This is a genomic window from Paenibacillus sp. FSL H8-0104 (assembly GCF_038050215.1).
In the GTDB taxonomy this organism is placed as follows: domain Bacteria; phylum Bacillota; class Bacilli; order Paenibacillales; family Paenibacillaceae; genus Paenibacillus; species Paenibacillus amylolyticus.
On record NZ_JBBOTC010000001.1, the window covers coordinates 5,419,367 to 5,438,032 of the forward strand.

An 18,666-nucleotide genomic window follows, 5' to 3' on the forward strand; every position below is an offset into this window, starting at 1 on the left:
TCAAAAAGCCTGTTCTCCCTAACCTTACGGTTGGAAGAACAGGCTTTTTGATAATCATTAATGCTGTATATTATTTCCCGGGAAACGGAAAAAACAATTCATGTTTCGTCACAGCGGTACATGTGGAGATTGCAGCTTAATAATTCATCAATGTGAATACATCGATTTCTGGCAATTTAGCACGACCATTCAGATCAGACAGCTCAATCAGGAAGGCAGCTCCGACAACTTTCCCACCCAATTGTTCAATCAAGTTGATGGAAGTTGCAATCGTTCCACCCGTTGCGAGCAGATCATCTGCGATCAGGACATTTTGACCTTTTTCAATCGCATCTGTGTGCATCGCGAGTGTATCCTTGCCATACTCGAGATCATAACCAACTTCAATCGTCTCTCCAGGCAGTTTTCCACTTTTGCGAATCGGAGCAAAACCGACACCAAGAGCGTATGCCAGAGGGGCGCCCACAACGAAACCACGTGCTTCAGGTCCAGCAATAACGTCAATTTTGAGATCAGAAACCATCACTTTCAGTTCATTGATCGCATTGCGGTACATTTCTCCATCCTTCAACAATGTTGTAATGTCCTTAAAGCTGATTCCCGGTTGTGGAAAGTCAGGAATGACACGAATATAATCTTTAAAATCCAAAATAATCTCCTCCTAAAATAAATACACAAACTTCCATCTAAGATACGCCCTTCATCCGGGATATCATCCATTGTGTCAGTTGCGGTGTGGCTGCATCCAGCATCACCTGTTCTATTTCGGCCATATTTTCGAGCGCCTGATAGTGACGTGAAGCGGTTAGTTCACGCTTAGGCGGGTTATCCACAAACGCAATTTTGCCGTTATCACGGGTAATGAAGGATAACTCTTCGAATACATCCAACATCATCGTAATCATGCGCGGCGAACAACCACACTGACGACTGAGCACAGGAGTAATCTCTTGTTCCTCCACGGGTTCAGCTTTCCATTTCAACACCTGCATATAAATACGCTTAAAGAGTTCTCTGGAAGGCATCTGAAGGCGATCTCGGCGGTTGCCTGATCCGTGCAGAAGGATGATATTCTCAGCTCCACTGAACAAAGCCAGCATGGCATTAAGTTGTTCCGGGGTTTCCGGCGTATCAAACACAAATAACGTCCGGACTTGTTCCTGTCCATAATGCTGTGCAGCAGCATTACACGGAAATAACCCGACCTTTCTATCATATACCCAAAGGCAAGGTTCATACAATGAATTTCCCTCGGAAACATCTGTTTCTTTCCGAACAATAGCACCAACAGAACCAGATTTATATCGCAGATGCACCTCAAGTGAGCTCAAGAAATGTTTCATCGCATTTAATGGCTCGGCATTACCGCGCAAATCAAACACTTGGACCTGAGGAACATGAATGTCCTGAAGCATCAATTGAGGTTTTCTCATCCCATTCCATTCATTGATGGACAGTTCTCCCATCACATCAATAACGGAACCTGGGAGAAGAAACTCTGCTAACGCTCCCTTACCAAAAGCGACGGTTTCCAGTTGCTGACCATCCTGTTCCAGAACCAGTTTCAGATGGCGTTTCTCTCGTCCCATCGTTCTGGTTTCCTTCACAGTCACACTTCTCAATACAAACCGTGGCGAAGGATTGCTCATTCCAAAAGGCTGCAATCTGTCGATCTCCTGGATCACTTTCAGCGGAACATCACTGATTCTGCATTCATCATCCGCAAGACGTTGAGGTACAAAGTCCTCTTCAGTTAATACAGATGCAGCAAACTCATTCAAACCAGCCTCAAGTTCTTCCAGCTGATCCCGATGCAAGGTCATACCTGCTGCTGCAGGGTGTCCCCCGTAATGGTCCATAGTGTGTTTATTGACTGTGAGTGCCTGATAGATATCCAAGCCCTCAATGGAGCGTGCAGAGCCCTTGCAGACACCGCTCTCTGGATCGATCCCAAGGATAAGTGTAGGTCGGTAATAACGCTCCAGCAATTTGGAAGCCACAATACCAACCACTCCAACGTTCCAGCCCTCACCAGCCAATACGATTACATCTGGAACGGATCCTGAACGAAGCTGTATCTTTTGTTCCAACTGTGCCGTTGCTTCTTGTAATATGCCCTCTACGACTTGCTGCCGCTCCCGATTCAATAGATCAAGCTGGCCCGCAAGCGTATGAGCTTCATCCAGATTCTCGGTGGTGAGAAGCGATACCGCTCTCCCGGCATGATCCAAACGTCCACTGGCATTAATACGAGGTGCCATGGCAAAGGCAATATTAATCGAAGTCACCTGACTCTGATCCACACCACTGATTTCCAGCAATGCACTTACACCAGGAAGACGTGAACCACGCATCGATTCTATTCCATAACTGACAATAACCCGGTTCTCCCCTTCCAAAGGCATCAGATCGGCAACGGTGCCGATGGCGGCAATCTCCATCCATTCACCGGGCACTTCCCCGATTAATGCCTGAGCGAGCTTCAAGGCTACTCCCGCTCCTGCCAAACCTTTAAAAGGATACGGGCATCCCGGAAGTTTTGGATTAATAAGTGTAAAGGCTTCGGGCAAAATTTCAGGCGGCTCGTGGTGATCTGTCACAATGACTTCGATGCCCAGCGTGGCCGCATAGGCAATCTGTTCAACAGCACTGATTCCGGTGTCCACGGTAATAATCAATGAAACGCCTTGTTGATGGGCCCAATCCAACGCATGGTTGTGCAATCCATACCCTTCATTCGAGCGATGAGGGATATATATATCGTACGAAGCCCCAAGATGACGCATCAAATGGATCATGAGCGATGTGCTGGATACGCCATCAGCGTCATAATCCCCGTAGATCAAAATATGTTCTTCCCGCTCCAATGCCAGCTTGATACGTGGCACAGCTTCATTCATGCCGAGGAGCAGATAGGGATCATGCATCTGATTCAGGTCAGGATGCAAAAAACGTTCGGCCTCCTTCTCATTGTGCACTCCTCGACTCACAAGCAAACGTCCAACAAGGGGTGAAACGGAAAGCGCCTGCGAGAGTCCCGCAGCCGCCTCCAAATCGATATTCGGTGTATTCCACCGGTATTGCGAATAAAGCAATGATAACGCTCCTTTCCTGATCTACTGGACCCGCGCTTCACTACTGAATTAATGTCGCTTCGTGATCGGGCAGTTCATGATTGGATTTATAGGGATAACCTGGATCATAAGGTATCGCTTGAATCTGTACTTCTTTCACATGACTAAATCGGGTTAACAGTAGAGTCTTGGCACGATTTGCAATCTCCTGTGCTTCCAGTATCGAGATCCTCGGATTCACACTAATGACCAGCTCAATCGTAACGTCATGTTCCTGTTCACGTGCAACCAAATGCTCAATGGTAATGATGCCATATACCCGCTGTACAGTCTCTTTGAAATCGGACGCTTCTTCCTGCTCCAGTTCCTGAACGAGTGAACCATAGACTGTGTCCACAATCATTCGGTAACCCTTGTGAAGCACAAAACAGGAAGCAATCAACGCAGCCGTGGGGTCCAGGTAGAGCAGCATGCTCAAACCCGTCTCTTCACCAGCCATCGATCCTATAATGCCGATTAACACGGTGAGCGAACAATAGAGTGCACGGCGATGTTGCTGTGCATAGGCCAGCGCCTGAGACTGGTTTCGTTTACGGAAATATCTGTACTGAAATTGAAAAATCGCTTCTTTCACAGCCAAAGCTGCAACAGCCACCAAAAGTACCGACTTGCCGGGTGCTTCCGGTTCACTTCCGGAGAGACTACCCAATGCAGAGATGGCAAGCTGTAATCCACCCATCAGAATCAGCACAGATAACAATACTGAGATTCCCGGTCTAGCAACACGTGAATGTTCTTTAAACCGTCCCCTGCGAGCCTTGCTCTTATCGCGTACAGACTTGGAGGGAAAGAGACCAGCCAGGGCAGAACCAGCTTCAGAAGCAGAATACAAGCCGTCAGCGAGCAATGATTTGCTGTTTGCCATATAACCAACTCCCGCTTTGATCACCGCAAGTCCCATATTACCGGCAATACCGCTCCATGTGGCAGCCTGAGCAGATGGGATATGTTCTCTGGTCATGAATATTCCCCCTTAATTCTGTACATAAAGTTGCAAAACCGCGCCTGGCAGACGCGGCTTCACAATAAGATGTTTAGTTAGATTCTTTAGCTACTGTTTTTGGCTTATCCACTTGTTTACCTTTGAGCATCAGCCATAGTGGGGCAGCGATATAGATTGAAGAATATGCGCCGAACAGTGTTCCGATAACCATCGCAAGCGAGAACATGCGAATGGATTCTCCACCAAATATGAACAAACAGATTGAAGCTGCAAACACGGTGAATGTTGTATTCAGGGAACGTGTCATCGTTTGAGCCAAACTGCGATTGACTACCTCGCGTAGGTCGGCTTTGGTTGTCTTTTTGGCAAAACGCAGATTCTCACGAATCCGGTCAAAGATAACGATCGTATCGTTAATCGAGAACCCGACAATGGTCAATACTGCAGTAATAAAGGTCAGATCGACTTCCAACCGGAAGATAGAGAACACACTTATTACAACAAATGCATCATGGAAGAGTGCGATAACCGCAGCCAAACCAAAGCGCCACTCAAACCGTATCGCAACATAGATCATGATCCCGATACTTGCAATGAGTACCGCGTAGATCGCGTTGCGCTCCAATTCTTTGGCCATCTCTGGATCAACGGTATTTACTTCATAGGAAGCAGATGCATCCAGTTTGGTAAATTCCTGTTTAAATTTGCTCTCTTGGGTCTCATCCAGTTCATTGGAGAAACGAACATTTACACGGTCAGCCCCCGGTGTAATGGTAACATCACCCTCATCAACACCGATGTCCTTAACGATAGGTTTAATCTGCTCCGCTGTGATTGCTTTGGATACCGAAATATCCACATTCGATCCAGCACGGAAATCAACTGCATAATTCAAACCCAAAGCCAGAATGCTGATGATCCCCGTAATCGTAAGAATAATCGAGAAGATATAGGCAATCTTACTACCTTTAACATAATTATAATTCCAATTAAAGCGCACGAATTTCACTCTCCTTCACTCCGAAGTACTTAGGCTTCTTCAACACGTTAGCCCGTACGAGCAGGGTCAACAGGAAGCGGGAGAAGAAAATATTCGTGATGATACTGGTGACAATATCAAAGATCAGCACGAGTGCAAAACCTTTAACCGCACCTGTACCCAGGAAGAACATAACAGCGGCCGCAATAATGGTAGTGACATTGGAGTCAATGATTGTACGGAAGGAATGTTTGCTCCCCGCTTTAACCGATGACAAAATCGACTTACCACTTCGCATCTCTTCCTTAATCCGTTCGTACGTGATGATATTGGCATCGACCGCCATCCCTATACCCAGGATAAACGCCGCAATACCTGGGAGGGTAAGTACGAATTCTCCCATATAGAAGATTGCAAGTACCAGCCACGTATGTGTGATCAAGGCAAAACTCGCAATAATACCAGGAATGCGATAAAGCCCAATCATGAACACTAGAATAATAACGGAACCAATCAATCCTGCTTTAATGGTCTGATCCAGAGAAAGCTTACCAAGTGTTGCACCAACACTTTGTGAATACTTCTCTGTAAGTTTCAGTGGCAATGCACCCAGGTTAATGGTGTCACGAAGCTGGTTTGCTTCGTCACGTGTGTAAGCACCCGAAATCTGAGCGGAACCATCTGTCAACTGTTGTCTAACGGTTGGAGCAGAGAGCAGCTCATCGTCCAAATAAATCGCGAGAGGTTGTCCGATCAAACGTTTGGTGATCTCGGAAAATTTGGCTTTGTCTTTCACTTGAATGTCAATCATCGGCTCATTCAATTGAGTGAACACAACTTTGGCTGCATTCTCAACAAATTCATTTCCGCGAAGCTCAATTTTGGTGTATTCGCCTTCCTTGTCGTTCTCTGCTTTACTACGGAAGGTCAAAACAGCAGGTTCTTTCATTTTGGCTCTAACTTCAGCCTCATCCGTAACCCCTGCCAACTTCAATCGAATCCGGTTGCTTCCTTCAGTGGTTACCTCCGGTTCGCTTGTTCCGAGCGCATTGGCGCGGCTTTCAAGGCTTTTGGCCGTTTGCACCAAAGATGCCTTGGTGACTTGTTGACCTGCTTCGAGCGGCTCTGCTTCATATAAGATCTCGTAGCCTCCCTTTAAATCAAGGCCCAAGCGTATATTTTTGAGCAGTTCCGGGCTTGTTCCCACCATTACCCCTGTGGTGACAAGCACGACCAGAATGAAACTGATAATTCTTTTCATGCCGTTCCTAGATCCCCTTTCGTTCTCAATATTCCTATTATAGCGATGCCGTAAAAAGCAGTCAATTTTCAACAAAAAAGATCCCTTTCGTCTAGAAAGAGGACCCCCGGTATGCAGACACGGTCATAAAGTTCATAAAGCTTGTTGCTTTCAGTGACAAAATGTCGTTCACCAGCTGGTGAAGCGGTGGAATGCCCTGTTTTTCATATTTATGACTGACGCAATTCCAGACATCTTTGCTGGTGACATATTCGTAACCTACAAGCCTTAATTCCTCCGCTTTGCTACGGCAGAGCATCTCTATTGACTGTTCCAACTCCACATCATTCATTTCTTCCAACGGGGAGCCTCCCTTCGTACATCCAAGCCTTTATGCGGCATCAATATTACATGATTCGACTTCGCCTGATCATATTCCTTCTTGCTGAATATGGTTCTTTTTGTTAATCGTGTCCAAGTTGTCATGAGAAGATAAAGGACTGGCATAGGATGAAGAACAACGGCTTTGTCCCGTTTATGTTGATAGCCTGTACTTTCAACCGGGAAAGAGGGGTAGTCTTGAAGAAACAGACATTTATCCAGGGGGCCATGATCCTGCTCGCGGCAGGCATAATTAATCGAATACTTGGTTTCATCCCGCGCATTGCGCTGCCACGAGTCATTGGTGCAGAAGGTGTTGGCATCTACCAATTGAGCTATCCCTTTTTTATCGTACTGGTGACATTAATTACGGGTGGTATTCCGCTCGCCGTAGCCAAGCTCGTAGCCGAAGCTGATACCGGTGCCAATCGTTATTCCCCCCAGCGAATCCTGCAGGTAAGCTTAAGCTTTACGTTGACCCTGGGTGTTGTATTCATGTTTTTGTGCATCCTGTTTGCACCCTGGGTTACCAAGTACGTGCTCACAGATGAGCGGGTATACCATACGTTCGTTAGTATGAGCCCCATGATTGCCATTATCGCCGTATCTGCTGTCTACAGAGGGTATTTCCAAGGTAAGCAAAACATGATGCCTACTGCCATTTCATCCATTGTTGAAACCATCATTCGTATCGTCTGTGTCATTTGGTTTGCCTGGCTTCTCCTCCCCCACGGTATTGCCCAAGCTGCTGCTGGTGCCATGCTGGGAGCGCTCGTTGGAGAATTCGGCGGTATGCTTATACTGTTGTGGAAGTATAACAGGCAGAAGAAAGAGTTACCGCTCGCTAACCAACAGAACATGTCCAATCTCACAGCCAAACCTTTAAACCCAATACCTTCAGTTCTGAAAGAAACGGGTACTCCACAGCCGGGATTAATCCGGCGTTTGCTTGCAATCTCTATTCCTGTTACAGCAGGCCGATTGGTTGGCTCCTTATCCTATTTGGCCGAAACCATCGTTACTGCCCAGAGTCTGGCTCTGGCAGGCATATCCAAAGGACTCGCTACAGCACAATATGGTGCATTACAAGGTATGATTATTCCTCTGTTGCTGCTGCCGGGGGCACTAACCTCATCGCTCGCGACATCACTTGTGCCTTCACTGTCCGAAGCTTCTGCTCAGGGAGATCGCGCACTGATTCACAAAAGAATGCATCAGGCATTACGCTTGGCACTTGTGACAGGTGCTCCGTTTTCCGTGTTTATGTATGTGCTTGCCGAACCGATGTGTCTTGTTCTGTATAATGATGCATCGATCGGAAGCATGCTGAAGCTAATGGCTCCTTTTGCTTTGTTCATTTATATTCAAGCTCCTCTTCAAGCTGCATTACAAGCTCTTGACCGTCCGGGCAAAGCATTGCTAAATACGTTTATCGGTGCTGTTATCAAAATTACGTTGATTCTAACGCTTGCGTCCCGGCCTGAATATGGCATCTTCGGTGCAGTCATCGCCATCTGTGTGAATTCTACGGTAGTTACCCTGTTACATGCCCAAAGCGTACGTAGCCTGCTACAGTTCCGCTTCAAAATTTTGGATTGGGTCAAGACGGGTGCAGGAATGTTTATCATGGGAGCGGCGACCCTACTCGTATACGAAGAGACTGCCATGATATTGCCTTTTTGGGTGAGGATGCTTCTCGCTCCTTTTGTCGGGCTTATCGTGTATTTCATCGTCATGGGCTGGACCAAAATGATTGACTTTCATGATCTATCCCGTGCTCCTTTGATTGGTTCATGGTTCAAGCGCCGCTCAGGCAAATGATTTTCATTTTTTATCATCTTTTGGACTGACATATATCTTCCCATTGTGGTCAATGGAGCATATAAATACATCTTTGAAATCCATAATTCCGTTCTGTTGAATTTGATTTTTCAGCCAAAATCTCGTTTTCTGGATGATCTCCAGATTCTGATCCTGGACCTTTCCGTCCATAATTAAGGGGAGTGGAAGACCTTCATATTTGATATTTGGAAATCCGTCAATCTGATTTTTCTCTGTTTTGGATTTACCGGAAGAAGCCCCTTCTGAATCAGAGCCGGAAGAACTGCTGCCGTTAGAAGTATTCTCATCCTTGGGAAACACGGTCAGCTTGCCTGTGGTCTCCAAAATAGCGAAATCAACCTCACCAATACTGTCTACATTCTGTTCACGGAGTTGTTGCAATAGATCATCCAGATTATATCGTTGCTTCCGCATCTCATCCCGGTGAAGAACGCCTTTGGAGATCAAAACAGTAGGTTTGCCATCAATTATCAGGCGAAGACGCCGACTTTTAAGACCTATAAACGCCATTCCGATCTGTACAATGATCAAGGTAAGCATGGGGGCAATCCCGTGAGAGAGCGGTTTATCAATATCTTCAATGACAAAAGCAGCCATTTCAGCAAGCATAATGGAGACAACAAGATCAAACATGGATAGCTTACCAATCTCACGTTTACCCATAACCCTCATTGCACAGTACACCAGAAAGTACATGAGAATGGTTCGAAAGATATGTGATCCGACATCTGGGAAGTTCACAACAGGGGTCCTCCTTCGAAACTGAGTTTTTAACAGTTAGCTGGGTAGTGCAATCCCTATTTTGACCTGAACCTTACATGCTCATGCAGAAATAATCCGTTCATTTAATGGAAAACAGTTCATAAGTCCGAAGGCTTGACCATACACTGTATTAACTTATAACTTGTACAAGGGGGTTGCTTCATGCAATTGATCCGCCGCTTGGTTTCGTTTCGAGTGTCCAATCCGATTCTGTCAGGCCTCTGTCAGGCTTTTGTATGGATGTTTATCGGGGCATTTATTCTCTCCTTGTTTCTCTGGATGAGCGGAATGCGGGAACAGGACCTCTCGTTGTATACCTATGTTGTTCATGGCTTGTCATTATTGGTAGGTGGTTTTGTCGCAGGCAAACGTTCTGGTGAAAAAGGATGGTACTACGGAGGGATTACCGGAATCGTATATGGACTCCTTGTGCTGTTGATCGGATTTCTCGCGCTGGATGCTTCGTTTAATTGGAAGGATAGTTTACAACTGCTTAGCGCGTTCTTCATTTCAGCTCTCGGTGGCATGTTCGGTGTTAATACGCATCGCTCCTAGCTGACTGGTACAGAACATCGACCTTCCCTCATAAATCAAAAAGAGAACCGGGTCTCCAAGGAGATCCGGTTCTCTACTAGGGAATACGCCACAAACGCACCCTCGTTATTCTATGTTACAGTAACTATTCAACAGCCGTATCACGAGCTACAGCCGTGCTGATTGCATTACGGTCAAATGTAAGCTTAGTTACATCGTTTACACGCAATACAACCACATCGTCCGTAATCTCAGCGATCGTACCGTGAAGGCCACCAATCGTTACAATTTTATCGCCTTTTTTCAATTGGCTTAGCATGGAATTCCGTTGCTTTTGCTTTTTGTTCTGTGGACGAATCATTAAGAAGTAGAAAATCGCAACCATGAGTACTAAAGGTACAATCAAAGATACGATCCCACCGCCTTGCGCTCCTGCTAGAGGCATTCCTTGAAACATTCAAACTCCCCCTTATCGACTATACATACAGATATTACTTGTTACGCCGGTTTCCTCAAAAATTCAATCAGAAACCTTTGTCATTGTCATGAAGACCATATTGATCGAAAAATTCATCCCGGAAATCAAGCAAACGATCTTCCATAATGGCTTTACGTACATTACGCATCAAATTCTGCAAGAAATGAAGATTATGGATCGTTGTCAAACGCAGGCCAAATGTTTCATCTGCTTTGATCAAATGACGCAGATAAGCTCTGGAATAGTTACGACAAGTGTAGCAATCACATTCAGGATCTAATGGTCCAAAATCGGTTGCAAACTTGGCATTACGAACTACCAGACGTCCTTGACTGGTCATCGTTGTTCCGTTACGGGCAATCCGAGTAGGCAGAACACAATCAAACATGTCCACTCCACGAATAGATCCCTCAATCAACGCATCGGGCGAACCTACCCCCATCAAATAACGTGGTTTATTGGACGGCAACAAAGGTAACGTATAATCCAATACACCATACATCAAATGTTTCGGTTCTCCAACACTCAGTCCACCAATAGCATACCCCGGGAAATCCATGGAAGTCAAATCTGCGGCGCTCTGACGGCGAAGATCTTCATGCATGCCTCCCTGTACGATGGCAAACAGACCTTGGTCATGCGGACGAGCGTGACTTTCGAGACAACGTTCTGCCCAGCGACTTGTTCTTTCGAGTGATTTTTTTACATATTCATATTCAGCCGGATACGGTGGGCATTCGTCAAACGCCATCATAATATCGGAGCCAAGTGCATTCTGGATTTCCATCGCCACTTCAGGAGAAAGGAACTTCTTGTCTCCATTCAGATGAGAACGGAAGTTAACGCCTTCTTCCGTAATTTTGCGCATCTCGCTGAGAGAAAACACTTGGAATCCGCCGCTGTCCGTCAGAATTGGACGATCCCAGTTCATGAATTTGTGCAACCCGCCAGCTTCACGGATGATTTCATGTCCTGGTCTCAGAAACAGGTGATAGGTATTACTCAAAATAATCTGAGCATCCATTTCTTTCAACTCTTCAGGGCTCATTGTTTTGACAGTCGCCTGTGTACCTACAGGCATAAAGGTTGGTGTCTCAATAATACCGTGAGGTGTATGTACACGTCCCAGACGTGCACCGGATTGTTTGCAAGTTTTGATATGTTCATACGTAATTGCTGCCATTGGTTTTAATCATCCTCTAAAAGTTAATCGTTATACCGTTATACTAATATATCAACATGGCATCGCCGAAGCTGAAGAACCGGTATTTCTCTTGGATGGCTTCCTCATATGCCTGCATAATATGTTCCCTGCCTGCTAGTGCACTAACCAACATAACCAACGTGGATTTCGGGAGATGAAAATTCGTAAGCATCCCATCGATCACTTTGAAGGAATAGCCCGGATAGATGAAAATGCTGGTCCATCCGCTGCTCGCTTGCAGTATTCCATTTTCAAATTTGCTGCCTACCGTTTCCAAAGTCCGACAGCTCGTTGTCCCAACCGCAAAAACACGGTGTCCATTCGTTTTAGTCTGGTTAATCAGATCTGCCGTTTCTTGTGACAAGGAGTAATACTCCTCATGCATAACATGATCTTCAACAACATCAACCGACATTGGTCTGAATGTTCCCAGTCCTACATGAAGCGTAATGAAGGCGACATTAACACCTTTGGCACGAATCTGATCCAACAATTCATCCGTAAAGTGCAGTCCCGCTGTAGGTGCAGCCGCCGATCCTTCATGCTTGGCATACACGGTCTGATACCGTTCGCGGTCATCCAATGTCTCCTTGATATAAGGTGGCAACGGCATCTCACCAAGACGATCCAGAATCTCTTGAAAGATTCCATCATACGTAAACGTAAGTGTACGTGCCCCCATCTCGCCCTCTTCTTCAATGATTGCCTTCAATTCATCACCAAATACGATGACCGAACCGGCTTTCAGCTTTTTACCCGGCTTAACCAGTGCTTCCCACTTGTCGCCTTCCACATTTTTGAGCAATAACACTTCCGCTTTTGCTCCGGTATCTTCTTTTGTACCGAACAGACGGGCTGGTAGAACGCGTGTATCATTCAGAATCAATGTATCACCGGGATTCAGAAAATCGATAATATCAGGAAACGTTTGATGATTAATCTCACCACTATCTTTGTTCAAGGTAAGCAAACGGGATGCCGTGCGATCAAGTAACGGCGTCTGTGCTATCAATTGCTCTGGTAATTCAAAATCATATAAGTTCACATTCATTTAGTTTCATTCCTTAACAATAGTCGCATTTTGATAATAGTGTTTCAATATTGCCTGGTAATCATACCCTTCATCTGCCATGCCTTTGGCTCCCCATTGGGACAAGCCCAATCCGTGGCCATTGCCCTGACCGATGAACATGAAGGTCTGACCCTGCGTCACCGCTCTCGCTTGACCATCACCACTCATAACCACAAGTGCATTACCGGATGATGTTCCTGCGCCAGAAGAAGACAATACAGAGGCACCATTTGAGCCGGTTTTACTGGCTGTTTTGCCGTCAGCGCCTAATACAGTATAACTTCCGGTCCCTGCAATATCAAATAAAGTGCTCGGTAATCCACCGAGCGCAGAGCGGTATGTATCGGCATATTTCACCGTCATAGCCTGTCCATTGGCAGTGACTTCAAGTGCTCTTCCGGAAGGTCCACGCTTGGTCACTTCCAAGGTTGAGATTGAAGCAGGAACAGACGCTGTTGTTTTACCCTGAAGGGATTTAACCAACTGGGCAGACGTGAAAGGTCCTCTCACCCAAGCATAATCGTTGGATTGAGCAACTTTTGCCAACACAACAGCTTCGTTGCCTGGATTCATTTTAGCTACAGGTTCAACGGTGGATTGAATTAACGGAACGGCACGCACATTGGTGTTCTGAGCGGTTACCGTTACTTTTGCCAGTCCCGCATTGGTCTTGGTTGTTAATTCTTTGATGTTATCCTCACGAATGTACCCACTAACACCTGTACCCAGCAGCACATGGTACCACGTATGTAATCCTGCCTGGGCTGATGTATCTCCCGAACTAACTACATTGGTGAAAACACCTGCTCCACCGTTCCATACTTCAGAAGGATGCGCAGTCTGTCCACCCGCATTGGAGGAGAACACAGCTTCGATGATTTTACCACCGCTCTTGACCACTTCTCCAGCAGTTGCATCCACTGCGCTGGTTACTTTATCGTTTTCCGAACCAATCCCGTTATAGGCTTGGCTGAGCGTTGTATCCACAACATTCGCAATTTTGAAACGTTCACCCTGTTGAAGCGCGTAGGATCGAGCAGCTACGGCTTGAACTTTCAGAGCTTCAGCAGGCCAGGAGGAATACACCTCTGCCCCTACGACAGAGTACAGGTATTGCTCCAGTGGAACAACGTTGACCAACGCCAGATCACCACTTACGATGCTGATTTCCATATCTCCACGATACGTTCGCTGGGAACGTTCCACTACTTTGATACCATTGCCATTCCCTTGTACCAATGCTTTGGATTCAGTACCTGCAATGGTGTAATGCGGAGCTGTTTTGAGTGCATCCGTACTTAATCCTGCATCCTGGCGGATGATGAGCCCTGCACTATTGTTGACAGGTGAAAGGCTTACCCCTGGAGCTTTGGCTTCCACACTGTTCTTCAATGCGGTTAATTCCGCATCCGTTGAAGCTTCACCCACCCATACCGCGTATGCTTGGCTTCCCCCACTCAGTTGAAGGACTGGATTGACACTACTAACTCCTACTGATAAAAGGTTGGCTTGTGCTGCCTCTGCTTCCTGAATCGAACCATAGGTTCCAGCAGACAGGCGTTTACTTCCCGTTACAGCTGGCTTTTGACCAGCCAATTGAGCTGCTGCTACCTTTTGTACCCGTGTAACAGCTTGTCCAGCAAGTGCCTCCGTTGCATAGTTGCCTGTGTAGAGCTGATAAATGGCATTTCCATTCACAGACGTTGTGAACAGCAAAGGCTTATCCGCTGTTGCTTGCAACAATTTTGCTGCTGCAGATGCTGCCTTGAAATCCGCTGTTTCCAACACTTTCACTCGGAATCCATCTGCACTGAAACGGACTTGCCCTGCCGGAAGGCTTACATTTGCGCCACTCTCCGATTGGATGCTCCATTGTCCCGTCGATTCAAGCGTAATGAGTGGTGTAGTTGATTTATACGTACTACCCAGATTTGCAAACATGGCAACCCGGATCGTCTGTCCATCATTTGCTGCTGCATACGCAGGCACTTGCAAACAACCCACTGTCAAAAGAGCTGCCGCCAGTACCTTCAATCGACGACTCCACTTCTTCGTTCGTATTGCTTTTCCCACAATCAGACTCCTCTCCATGCATTTCTTTCATTTTATATCGGGTTAACACGTGATTATTTCAATGTTTATGATGAATGTTCAAATGAGCATATTCAACAGATTTGATTATTTCCCGTCTCTTGGTGGAACAGGAAGACCCAAATGATGATAGGCGAGATCAGTTACGATCCTGCCCCTTGGTGTACGCTGAATCATACCAATCTGAAGCAGATACGGTTCATAGACATCCTCGATCGTCTGACTTTCTTCACCGATTGTAGCAGCAATTGTATCCAATCCTACGGGACCTCCCCGGAAGCTGTTGATCATCGATTTGAGCATCTTATGGTCAATGTCATCCAATCCGCGTGGATCGATCTGGAGACGTTGCAGCGCTTCTTCCGCCAGTGTCTGCGTTATAATCCCATCACCACGTACCTGTGCAAAGTCGCGTACTCGTTTTAACAAACGGTTCGCAATCCTTGGTGTCCCACGTGAGCGCAATGCAATCTCTTGCGCAGCATCTCCCACAATCTCTACACCCAAAATTTCGGTAGAGCGTGAGACGATATAAGCCAGCTCATCAACTGTATAGAATTCCAAGCGACTTATAACACCAAATCGATCTCGAAGTGGAGCAGACAGCAATCCAGCACGCGTTGTAGCCCCAATCAGAGTGAATGGCGGCAGATCCAGCCGAACGGAACGTGCACTTGGACCTTTACCAATCATAATATCCAATGCCGAATCTTCCATAGCAGGGTACATGACTTCTTCAACCGTACGATGCAAACGATGAATCTCATCAATAAACAAGACATCGCCTTCCTGCAGATTGGTTAACAATGCTGCAAGATCACCCGGGCGTTCAATGGCCGGGCCTGACGTAGTTCGTAAATTAACGCCCAATTCGTTGGCAATAATGTTGGCAAGTGTTGTTTTACCAAGTCCAGGTGGTCCATATAACAAAACGTGATCCAATGCCTCATTACGAAATTTGGCAGCTTCAATATATATCTTTAAATTTTCCTTCACCTGATTCTGCCCGATATATTCATTCAGATACCGGGGACGAAGACTCAACTCAACATTTTGGTCCTCCATCATCAGGTTCGCGGAAATAATCCGGTCATCCATGTTCATCCCTACCTTTTTTTGCAGGCTACAGCTATATTATAATATGCAATTTGTATTATCCCGTAAACAGCATTTGCAGCGCCTTTTTCATCAACACATCAACGGAATCTGCTGTAGTAACATCCTTTTTCAATTTGAGCCATACTTTATCAAGCTCACTGTCAGTATACCCAAGTGCCTTGAGACCTTCACGTGCCTCATCCCAGGCTGAACCACTTCCCGACTCTTCCGATGGAGGAGCGAACAACCCTGTTGCATACGTTGCCGCGCCAAAACTATCCAGCTTATCCTTGAGATCCAGAATCATGCGTTGTGCAGTCTTCTTGCCGATGCCTGGCAATTTGGTCAAGAACGTAAGATTCTCCTGGTAAATCGCCGTAACCACATGTTCTGGTGTACCTCCAGCGAGTATGCCCAGAGCTACTTTTGGACCGATACCGGATACTTCAATCAGTTTACGGAACAAACGCTGCTCATCCCGTGTAACAAATCCAAACAGCAACATCGCATCCTCACGTACATGATGGTGAGTGTACACGGTAATTTCGCCTTCTTGCTTCGCAAACGCAAATGGATTTGGACAGAATACGCGATAACCTACACCATGAACATCCAGCACAATATAATCATTCTCTACATGAATGAACTGTCCTCTTAGAAAATCAATCATTTTCGCAATACCTCATTCAACTTGGAATTTAATGTATAAGAGTGTGCGTGGCACACGGCTACAGCCAATGCATCCGCTACGTCATCCGGCTTAGGAATGACCTGAAGACGCAAAAACATTTTGACCATCTCCTGTACTTGCTTCTTCTCTGCTTTACCGTACCCCACAACAGCCTGCTTGATCTGCATTGGCGTATACTCTGCAATAGGCAAACCCTTCTGTGCGGCAGCGAGTACCATAACGCCTCTCGCCTGACTGACAGACATTGCTGTTGTAACGTTCCGATTGAAAAAAAGTTTCTCCAGCGCTACTGCGTCCGGTTTGTATTTATCAATCAATTGCACCATACCTTCATATACATGAAGCAACCGTTCCTCTTCAGGGGTATGAGCTTCCGTCTGAATACATCCATATTGTACGGGTACCACCTTACTGCCGATTTTATCCACAAAACCAAAACCAACAATCGCAATCCCCGGGTCAATTCCCAAAAAACGCAAAACCATCTCTCCCTCACAAAAGCGAACATATGTATCGTTCATTTCATTATAACAAAAGATAGACCCTGCGGCAGGAAAAACTTTGTCTAACTGATTACTCGTCTTTATTCGCGAATTTTTTACATGTTTATTCGTATTTTTAACTATTTTAGTTTAAACGACAAAAAGGACATCTCTTCGATGTCCTTCATCACATTCCACGTATTTTAGATTCAATCGCTTGGTTACGTAAACCACCAATGTTATTGCTTACCACCATCGTTTCAGTACTTCACAATTTTAATACCATAGGTGAGGACGTTTGGATTACCCGCCATTACGGATTAAATGATGGTCTTCATCCACGGCATAGTCACTGAACGTAGAGATCACGCTATCATACTCATCCTTGTCTTGAATCCGAATACCCTGCTGCAATTGTTCTAGTACGCCTTCAGGCAAAGAACTTTCCAACGTTCCAACATCCAATTGAAAGAACGTACGAATAACCTTCTCTTCTGCAGGCTTACCCTCGTACAAATTAAGGTTCCCTACAGCATCTATGCTGATATAAGCCTGTTGTTTACAAAGCGGTGAAAGGTCATCTACACGTTGCTTCAAATGCAACTCATCTGATGTTCCAACGGTAGCATCCCATTCCGGATGTTGAGCCAGCAGCATCTTCAACTGTGGTCTAGCCATCTTGCCTAACTGCTCTGTTTCCACTCCGCAGATGTACTTTGTCTCCAAAACCACACTTGTTAAATGATCCGGATCAGAATCAAGTTGCTCTACTAACGCCTGAATCTCCTGTTCTGATCTTGTTTCCTGCGTAACAGGGCCCATCACACTGGTTGCCTCACTAAAATTAGTTGTCAGCAAACGCTCTATCGCCGATGAGATAGACAACCCGCTGTAAGCCAATATCGTAACTGCAAGCAGAGCCGCCGTCATCCATACTGTTCGTTTCCACCGTCCCCAGCGTCTCTTGAATTGTTTTCTGAAGTTAAACGTGTTCACATGAACCCCTTCTATCACTTTTTAAACCTATTGTGACCTAAAGATTGAGGCTTTATGCACAATTAACTTGTAGTCTGAAGAAGGAACACACATGTGTTAGGTTAGAGAATTTGTCATAGTTAATATCGAACCTGCATTTATAGAATCTTATATAGATAAATAAAAAAAGCACTATCTAATTATAGATAGTGCTTTTTAGAGATCGGGATGACACGATTTGAACATGCGACCCCCTGGTCCCAAACCAGGTGCTCTACCAAGCTGAGCTACATCCCGTTATATATACCGGCGAGAGGACTCGAACCTCCACGGTTTCCCACTCGATTTTGAGTCGAGCGCGTCTGCCATTCCGCCACGCCGGCAAATTTGAAGTTATAATGGCGCGCCCTGAGAGATTCGAACTCCCGGCCTTTTGATTCGTAGTCAAACGCTCTATCCAGCTGAGCTAAGGGCGCAAAAATTGGAGCGGAAGACGGGAATCGAACCCGCGACCCTCGCCTTGGCAAGGCGATGCTCTACCGCTGAGCCACTTCCGCACACGGTATTATTAATATAAAAATGGCGGAACCGACGGGATTCGAACCCGCGATCTCCTGCGTGACAGGCAGGCATGTTAGGCCAACTACACCACGGTTCCAGATCACTTTCTCAAAGGAAAGTATAATTGCGGGGGCAGGATTTGAACCTGCGGCCTTCGGGTTATGAGCCCGACGAGCTACCGGGCTGCTCCACCCCGCGT

The 18,666-nt window shown here is 46.0% G+C and carries 17 protein-coding genes and 6 tRNA genes; 2 read left to right on the forward strand and 21 right to left on the reverse strand.

What is annotated here, in order from left to right; translation table 11 throughout:
• Positions 1-136 precede the first annotated feature (136 nt).
• The 6 genes from NST38_RS23845 to NST38_RS23870 form a co-directional block, all read right to left on the reverse strand.
• Positions 137-649: an adenine phosphoribosyltransferase gene (locus NST38_RS23845; RefSeq protein ID WP_017686780.1), complete on the reverse strand. Its 513-nt coding sequence runs from the start codon at positions 647-649 to the stop codon at positions 137-139.
• Positions 650-686: 37 nt separating this feature from the next.
• Positions 687-3,095: a single-stranded-DNA-specific exonuclease RecJ gene (gene recJ / locus NST38_RS23850; RefSeq protein ID WP_076252963.1), complete on the reverse strand. Its 2,409-nt coding sequence runs from the start codon at positions 3,093-3,095 to the stop codon at positions 687-689.
• Between the two features lie 40 nt (positions 3,096-3,135).
• Complete coding sequence (locus NST38_RS23855) at positions 3,136-4,095, reverse strand: cation diffusion facilitator family transporter (protein WP_076252964.1); 960 nt, start codon at positions 4,093-4,095, stop codon at positions 3,136-3,138.
• A 73-nt stretch (positions 4,096-4,168) separates the two neighbouring features.
• The gene (gene secF / locus NST38_RS23860) at positions 4,169-5,077 is read right to left on the reverse strand and encodes a protein translocase subunit SecF (RefSeq protein WP_076252965.1); all 909 of its coding nucleotides are present in this window, start codon (positions 5,075-5,077) and stop codon (positions 4,169-4,171) included.
• Positions 5,067-6,317, reverse strand: a complete 1,251-nt coding sequence (secD, locus tag NST38_RS23865) for a protein translocase subunit SecD (protein WP_076252966.1) — start codon at positions 6,315-6,317, stop codon at positions 5,067-5,069. The genes secF and secD overlap by 11 nt, the downstream gene beginning before the upstream one ends.
• A gap of 91 nt (positions 6,318-6,408) precedes the next feature.
• On the reverse strand, positions 6,409-6,648 hold the full coding sequence (locus NST38_RS23870) for a post-transcriptional regulator (protein ID WP_036617497.1): 240 nt from the start codon (positions 6,646-6,648) through the stop codon (positions 6,409-6,411).
• 227 nt (positions 6,649-6,875) lie between these two features.
• On the opposite strand from NST38_RS23870, the gene spoVB reads away from it, so the two are divergent.
• Entirely contained in the window at positions 6,876-8,498 is a 1,623-nt protein-coding gene (spoVB, locus tag NST38_RS23875) for a stage V sporulation protein B (RefSeq protein ID WP_076252967.1), read from the forward strand.
• A gap of 3 nt (positions 8,499-8,501) precedes the next feature.
• On the opposite strand, the gene NST38_RS23880 is transcribed toward spoVB, so the two are convergent.
• A complete protein-coding gene (locus tag NST38_RS23880; protein ID WP_076253003.1) occupies positions 8,502-9,215 on the reverse strand; it encodes a YetF domain-containing protein in 714 nt (237 codons plus the stop codon).
• Positions 9,216-9,443: 228 nt separating this feature from the next.
• Here NST38_RS23880 and NST38_RS23885 point away from each other — a divergent pair, with 228 nt between their 5' ends.
• Complete coding sequence (locus tag NST38_RS23885; protein WP_036616878.1) at positions 9,444-9,836, forward strand: TIGR04086 family membrane protein; 393 nt, start codon at positions 9,444-9,446, stop codon at positions 9,834-9,836.
• Positions 9,837-9,960: 124 nt separating this feature from the next.
• On the opposite strand, the gene yajC is transcribed toward NST38_RS23885, so the two are convergent.
• The 14 genes from yajC to NST38_RS23955 all read right to left on the reverse strand — a co-directional run bounded on the left by yajC (position 9,961) and on the right by NST38_RS23955 (position 18,665).
• The gene (gene yajC / locus NST38_RS23890) at positions 9,961-10,272 is read right to left on the reverse strand and encodes a preprotein translocase subunit YajC (protein WP_036616875.1); all 312 of its coding nucleotides are present in this window, start codon (positions 10,270-10,272) and stop codon (positions 9,961-9,963) included.
• A gap of 67 nt (positions 10,273-10,339) precedes the next feature.
• Positions 10,340-11,476, reverse strand: a complete 1,137-nt coding sequence (gene tgt / locus NST38_RS23895; protein ID WP_036616872.1) for a tRNA guanosine(34) transglycosylase Tgt — start codon at positions 11,474-11,476, stop codon at positions 10,340-10,342.
• 43 nt (positions 11,477-11,519) lie between these two features.
• Positions 11,520-12,548, reverse strand: coding sequence for a tRNA preQ1(34) S-adenosylmethionine ribosyltransferase-isomerase QueA (gene queA, locus NST38_RS23900; RefSeq protein WP_076252968.1), 1,029 nt, complete (start codon positions 12,546-12,548; stop codon positions 11,520-11,522).
• Between the two features lie 6 nt (positions 12,549-12,554).
• Positions 12,555-14,642: a SpoIID/LytB domain-containing protein gene (locus tag NST38_RS23905; protein ID WP_101314554.1), complete on the reverse strand. Its 2,088-nt coding sequence runs from the start codon at positions 14,640-14,642 to the stop codon at positions 12,555-12,557.
• Positions 14,643-14,747: 105 nt separating this feature from the next.
• The gene (gene ruvB / locus NST38_RS23910; protein ID WP_036616868.1) at positions 14,748-15,758 is read right to left on the reverse strand and encodes a Holliday junction branch migration DNA helicase RuvB; all 1,011 of its coding nucleotides are present in this window, start codon (positions 15,756-15,758) and stop codon (positions 14,748-14,750) included.
• A gap of 55 nt (positions 15,759-15,813) precedes the next feature.
• Positions 15,814-16,428, reverse strand: coding sequence for a Holliday junction branch migration protein RuvA (ruvA, locus tag NST38_RS23915; RefSeq protein WP_076252970.1), 615 nt, complete (start codon positions 16,426-16,428; stop codon positions 15,814-15,816).
• Positions 16,425-16,928 (reverse strand): crossover junction endodeoxyribonuclease RuvC, encoded by a 504-nt coding sequence (gene ruvC, locus NST38_RS23920; protein WP_076252971.1) that lies wholly within the window; start codon positions 16,926-16,928, stop codon positions 16,425-16,427. Before ruvC ends, ruvA begins: the two co-directional genes overlap by 4 nt.
• Positions 16,929-17,234: 306 nt before the next feature.
• The gene (locus NST38_RS23925; protein ID WP_076252972.1) at positions 17,235-17,927 is read right to left on the reverse strand and encodes a BofC C-terminal domain-containing protein; all 693 of its coding nucleotides are present in this window, start codon (positions 17,925-17,927) and stop codon (positions 17,235-17,237) included.
• A gap of 202 nt (positions 17,928-18,129) precedes the next feature.
• A tRNA-Pro gene (locus tag NST38_RS23930) sits at positions 18,130-18,203 on the reverse strand.
• A 7-nt stretch (positions 18,204-18,210) separates the two neighbouring features.
• Positions 18,211-18,289: transfer RNA gene (locus NST38_RS23935), tRNA-Leu, on the reverse strand.
• Between the two features lie 16 nt (positions 18,290-18,305).
• Positions 18,306-18,382 (reverse strand) — tRNA-Arg (locus tag NST38_RS23940).
• Between the two features lie 6 nt (positions 18,383-18,388).
• A tRNA-Gly gene (locus tag NST38_RS23945) sits at positions 18,389-18,463 on the reverse strand.
• Positions 18,464-18,486: 23 nt separating this feature from the next.
• A tRNA-Asp gene (locus NST38_RS23950) sits at positions 18,487-18,564 on the reverse strand.
• A gap of 27 nt (positions 18,565-18,591) precedes the next feature.
• Positions 18,592-18,665: transfer RNA gene (locus NST38_RS23955), tRNA-Met, on the reverse strand.
• Between the last annotated feature and the right edge of the window lies 1 nt (position 18,666).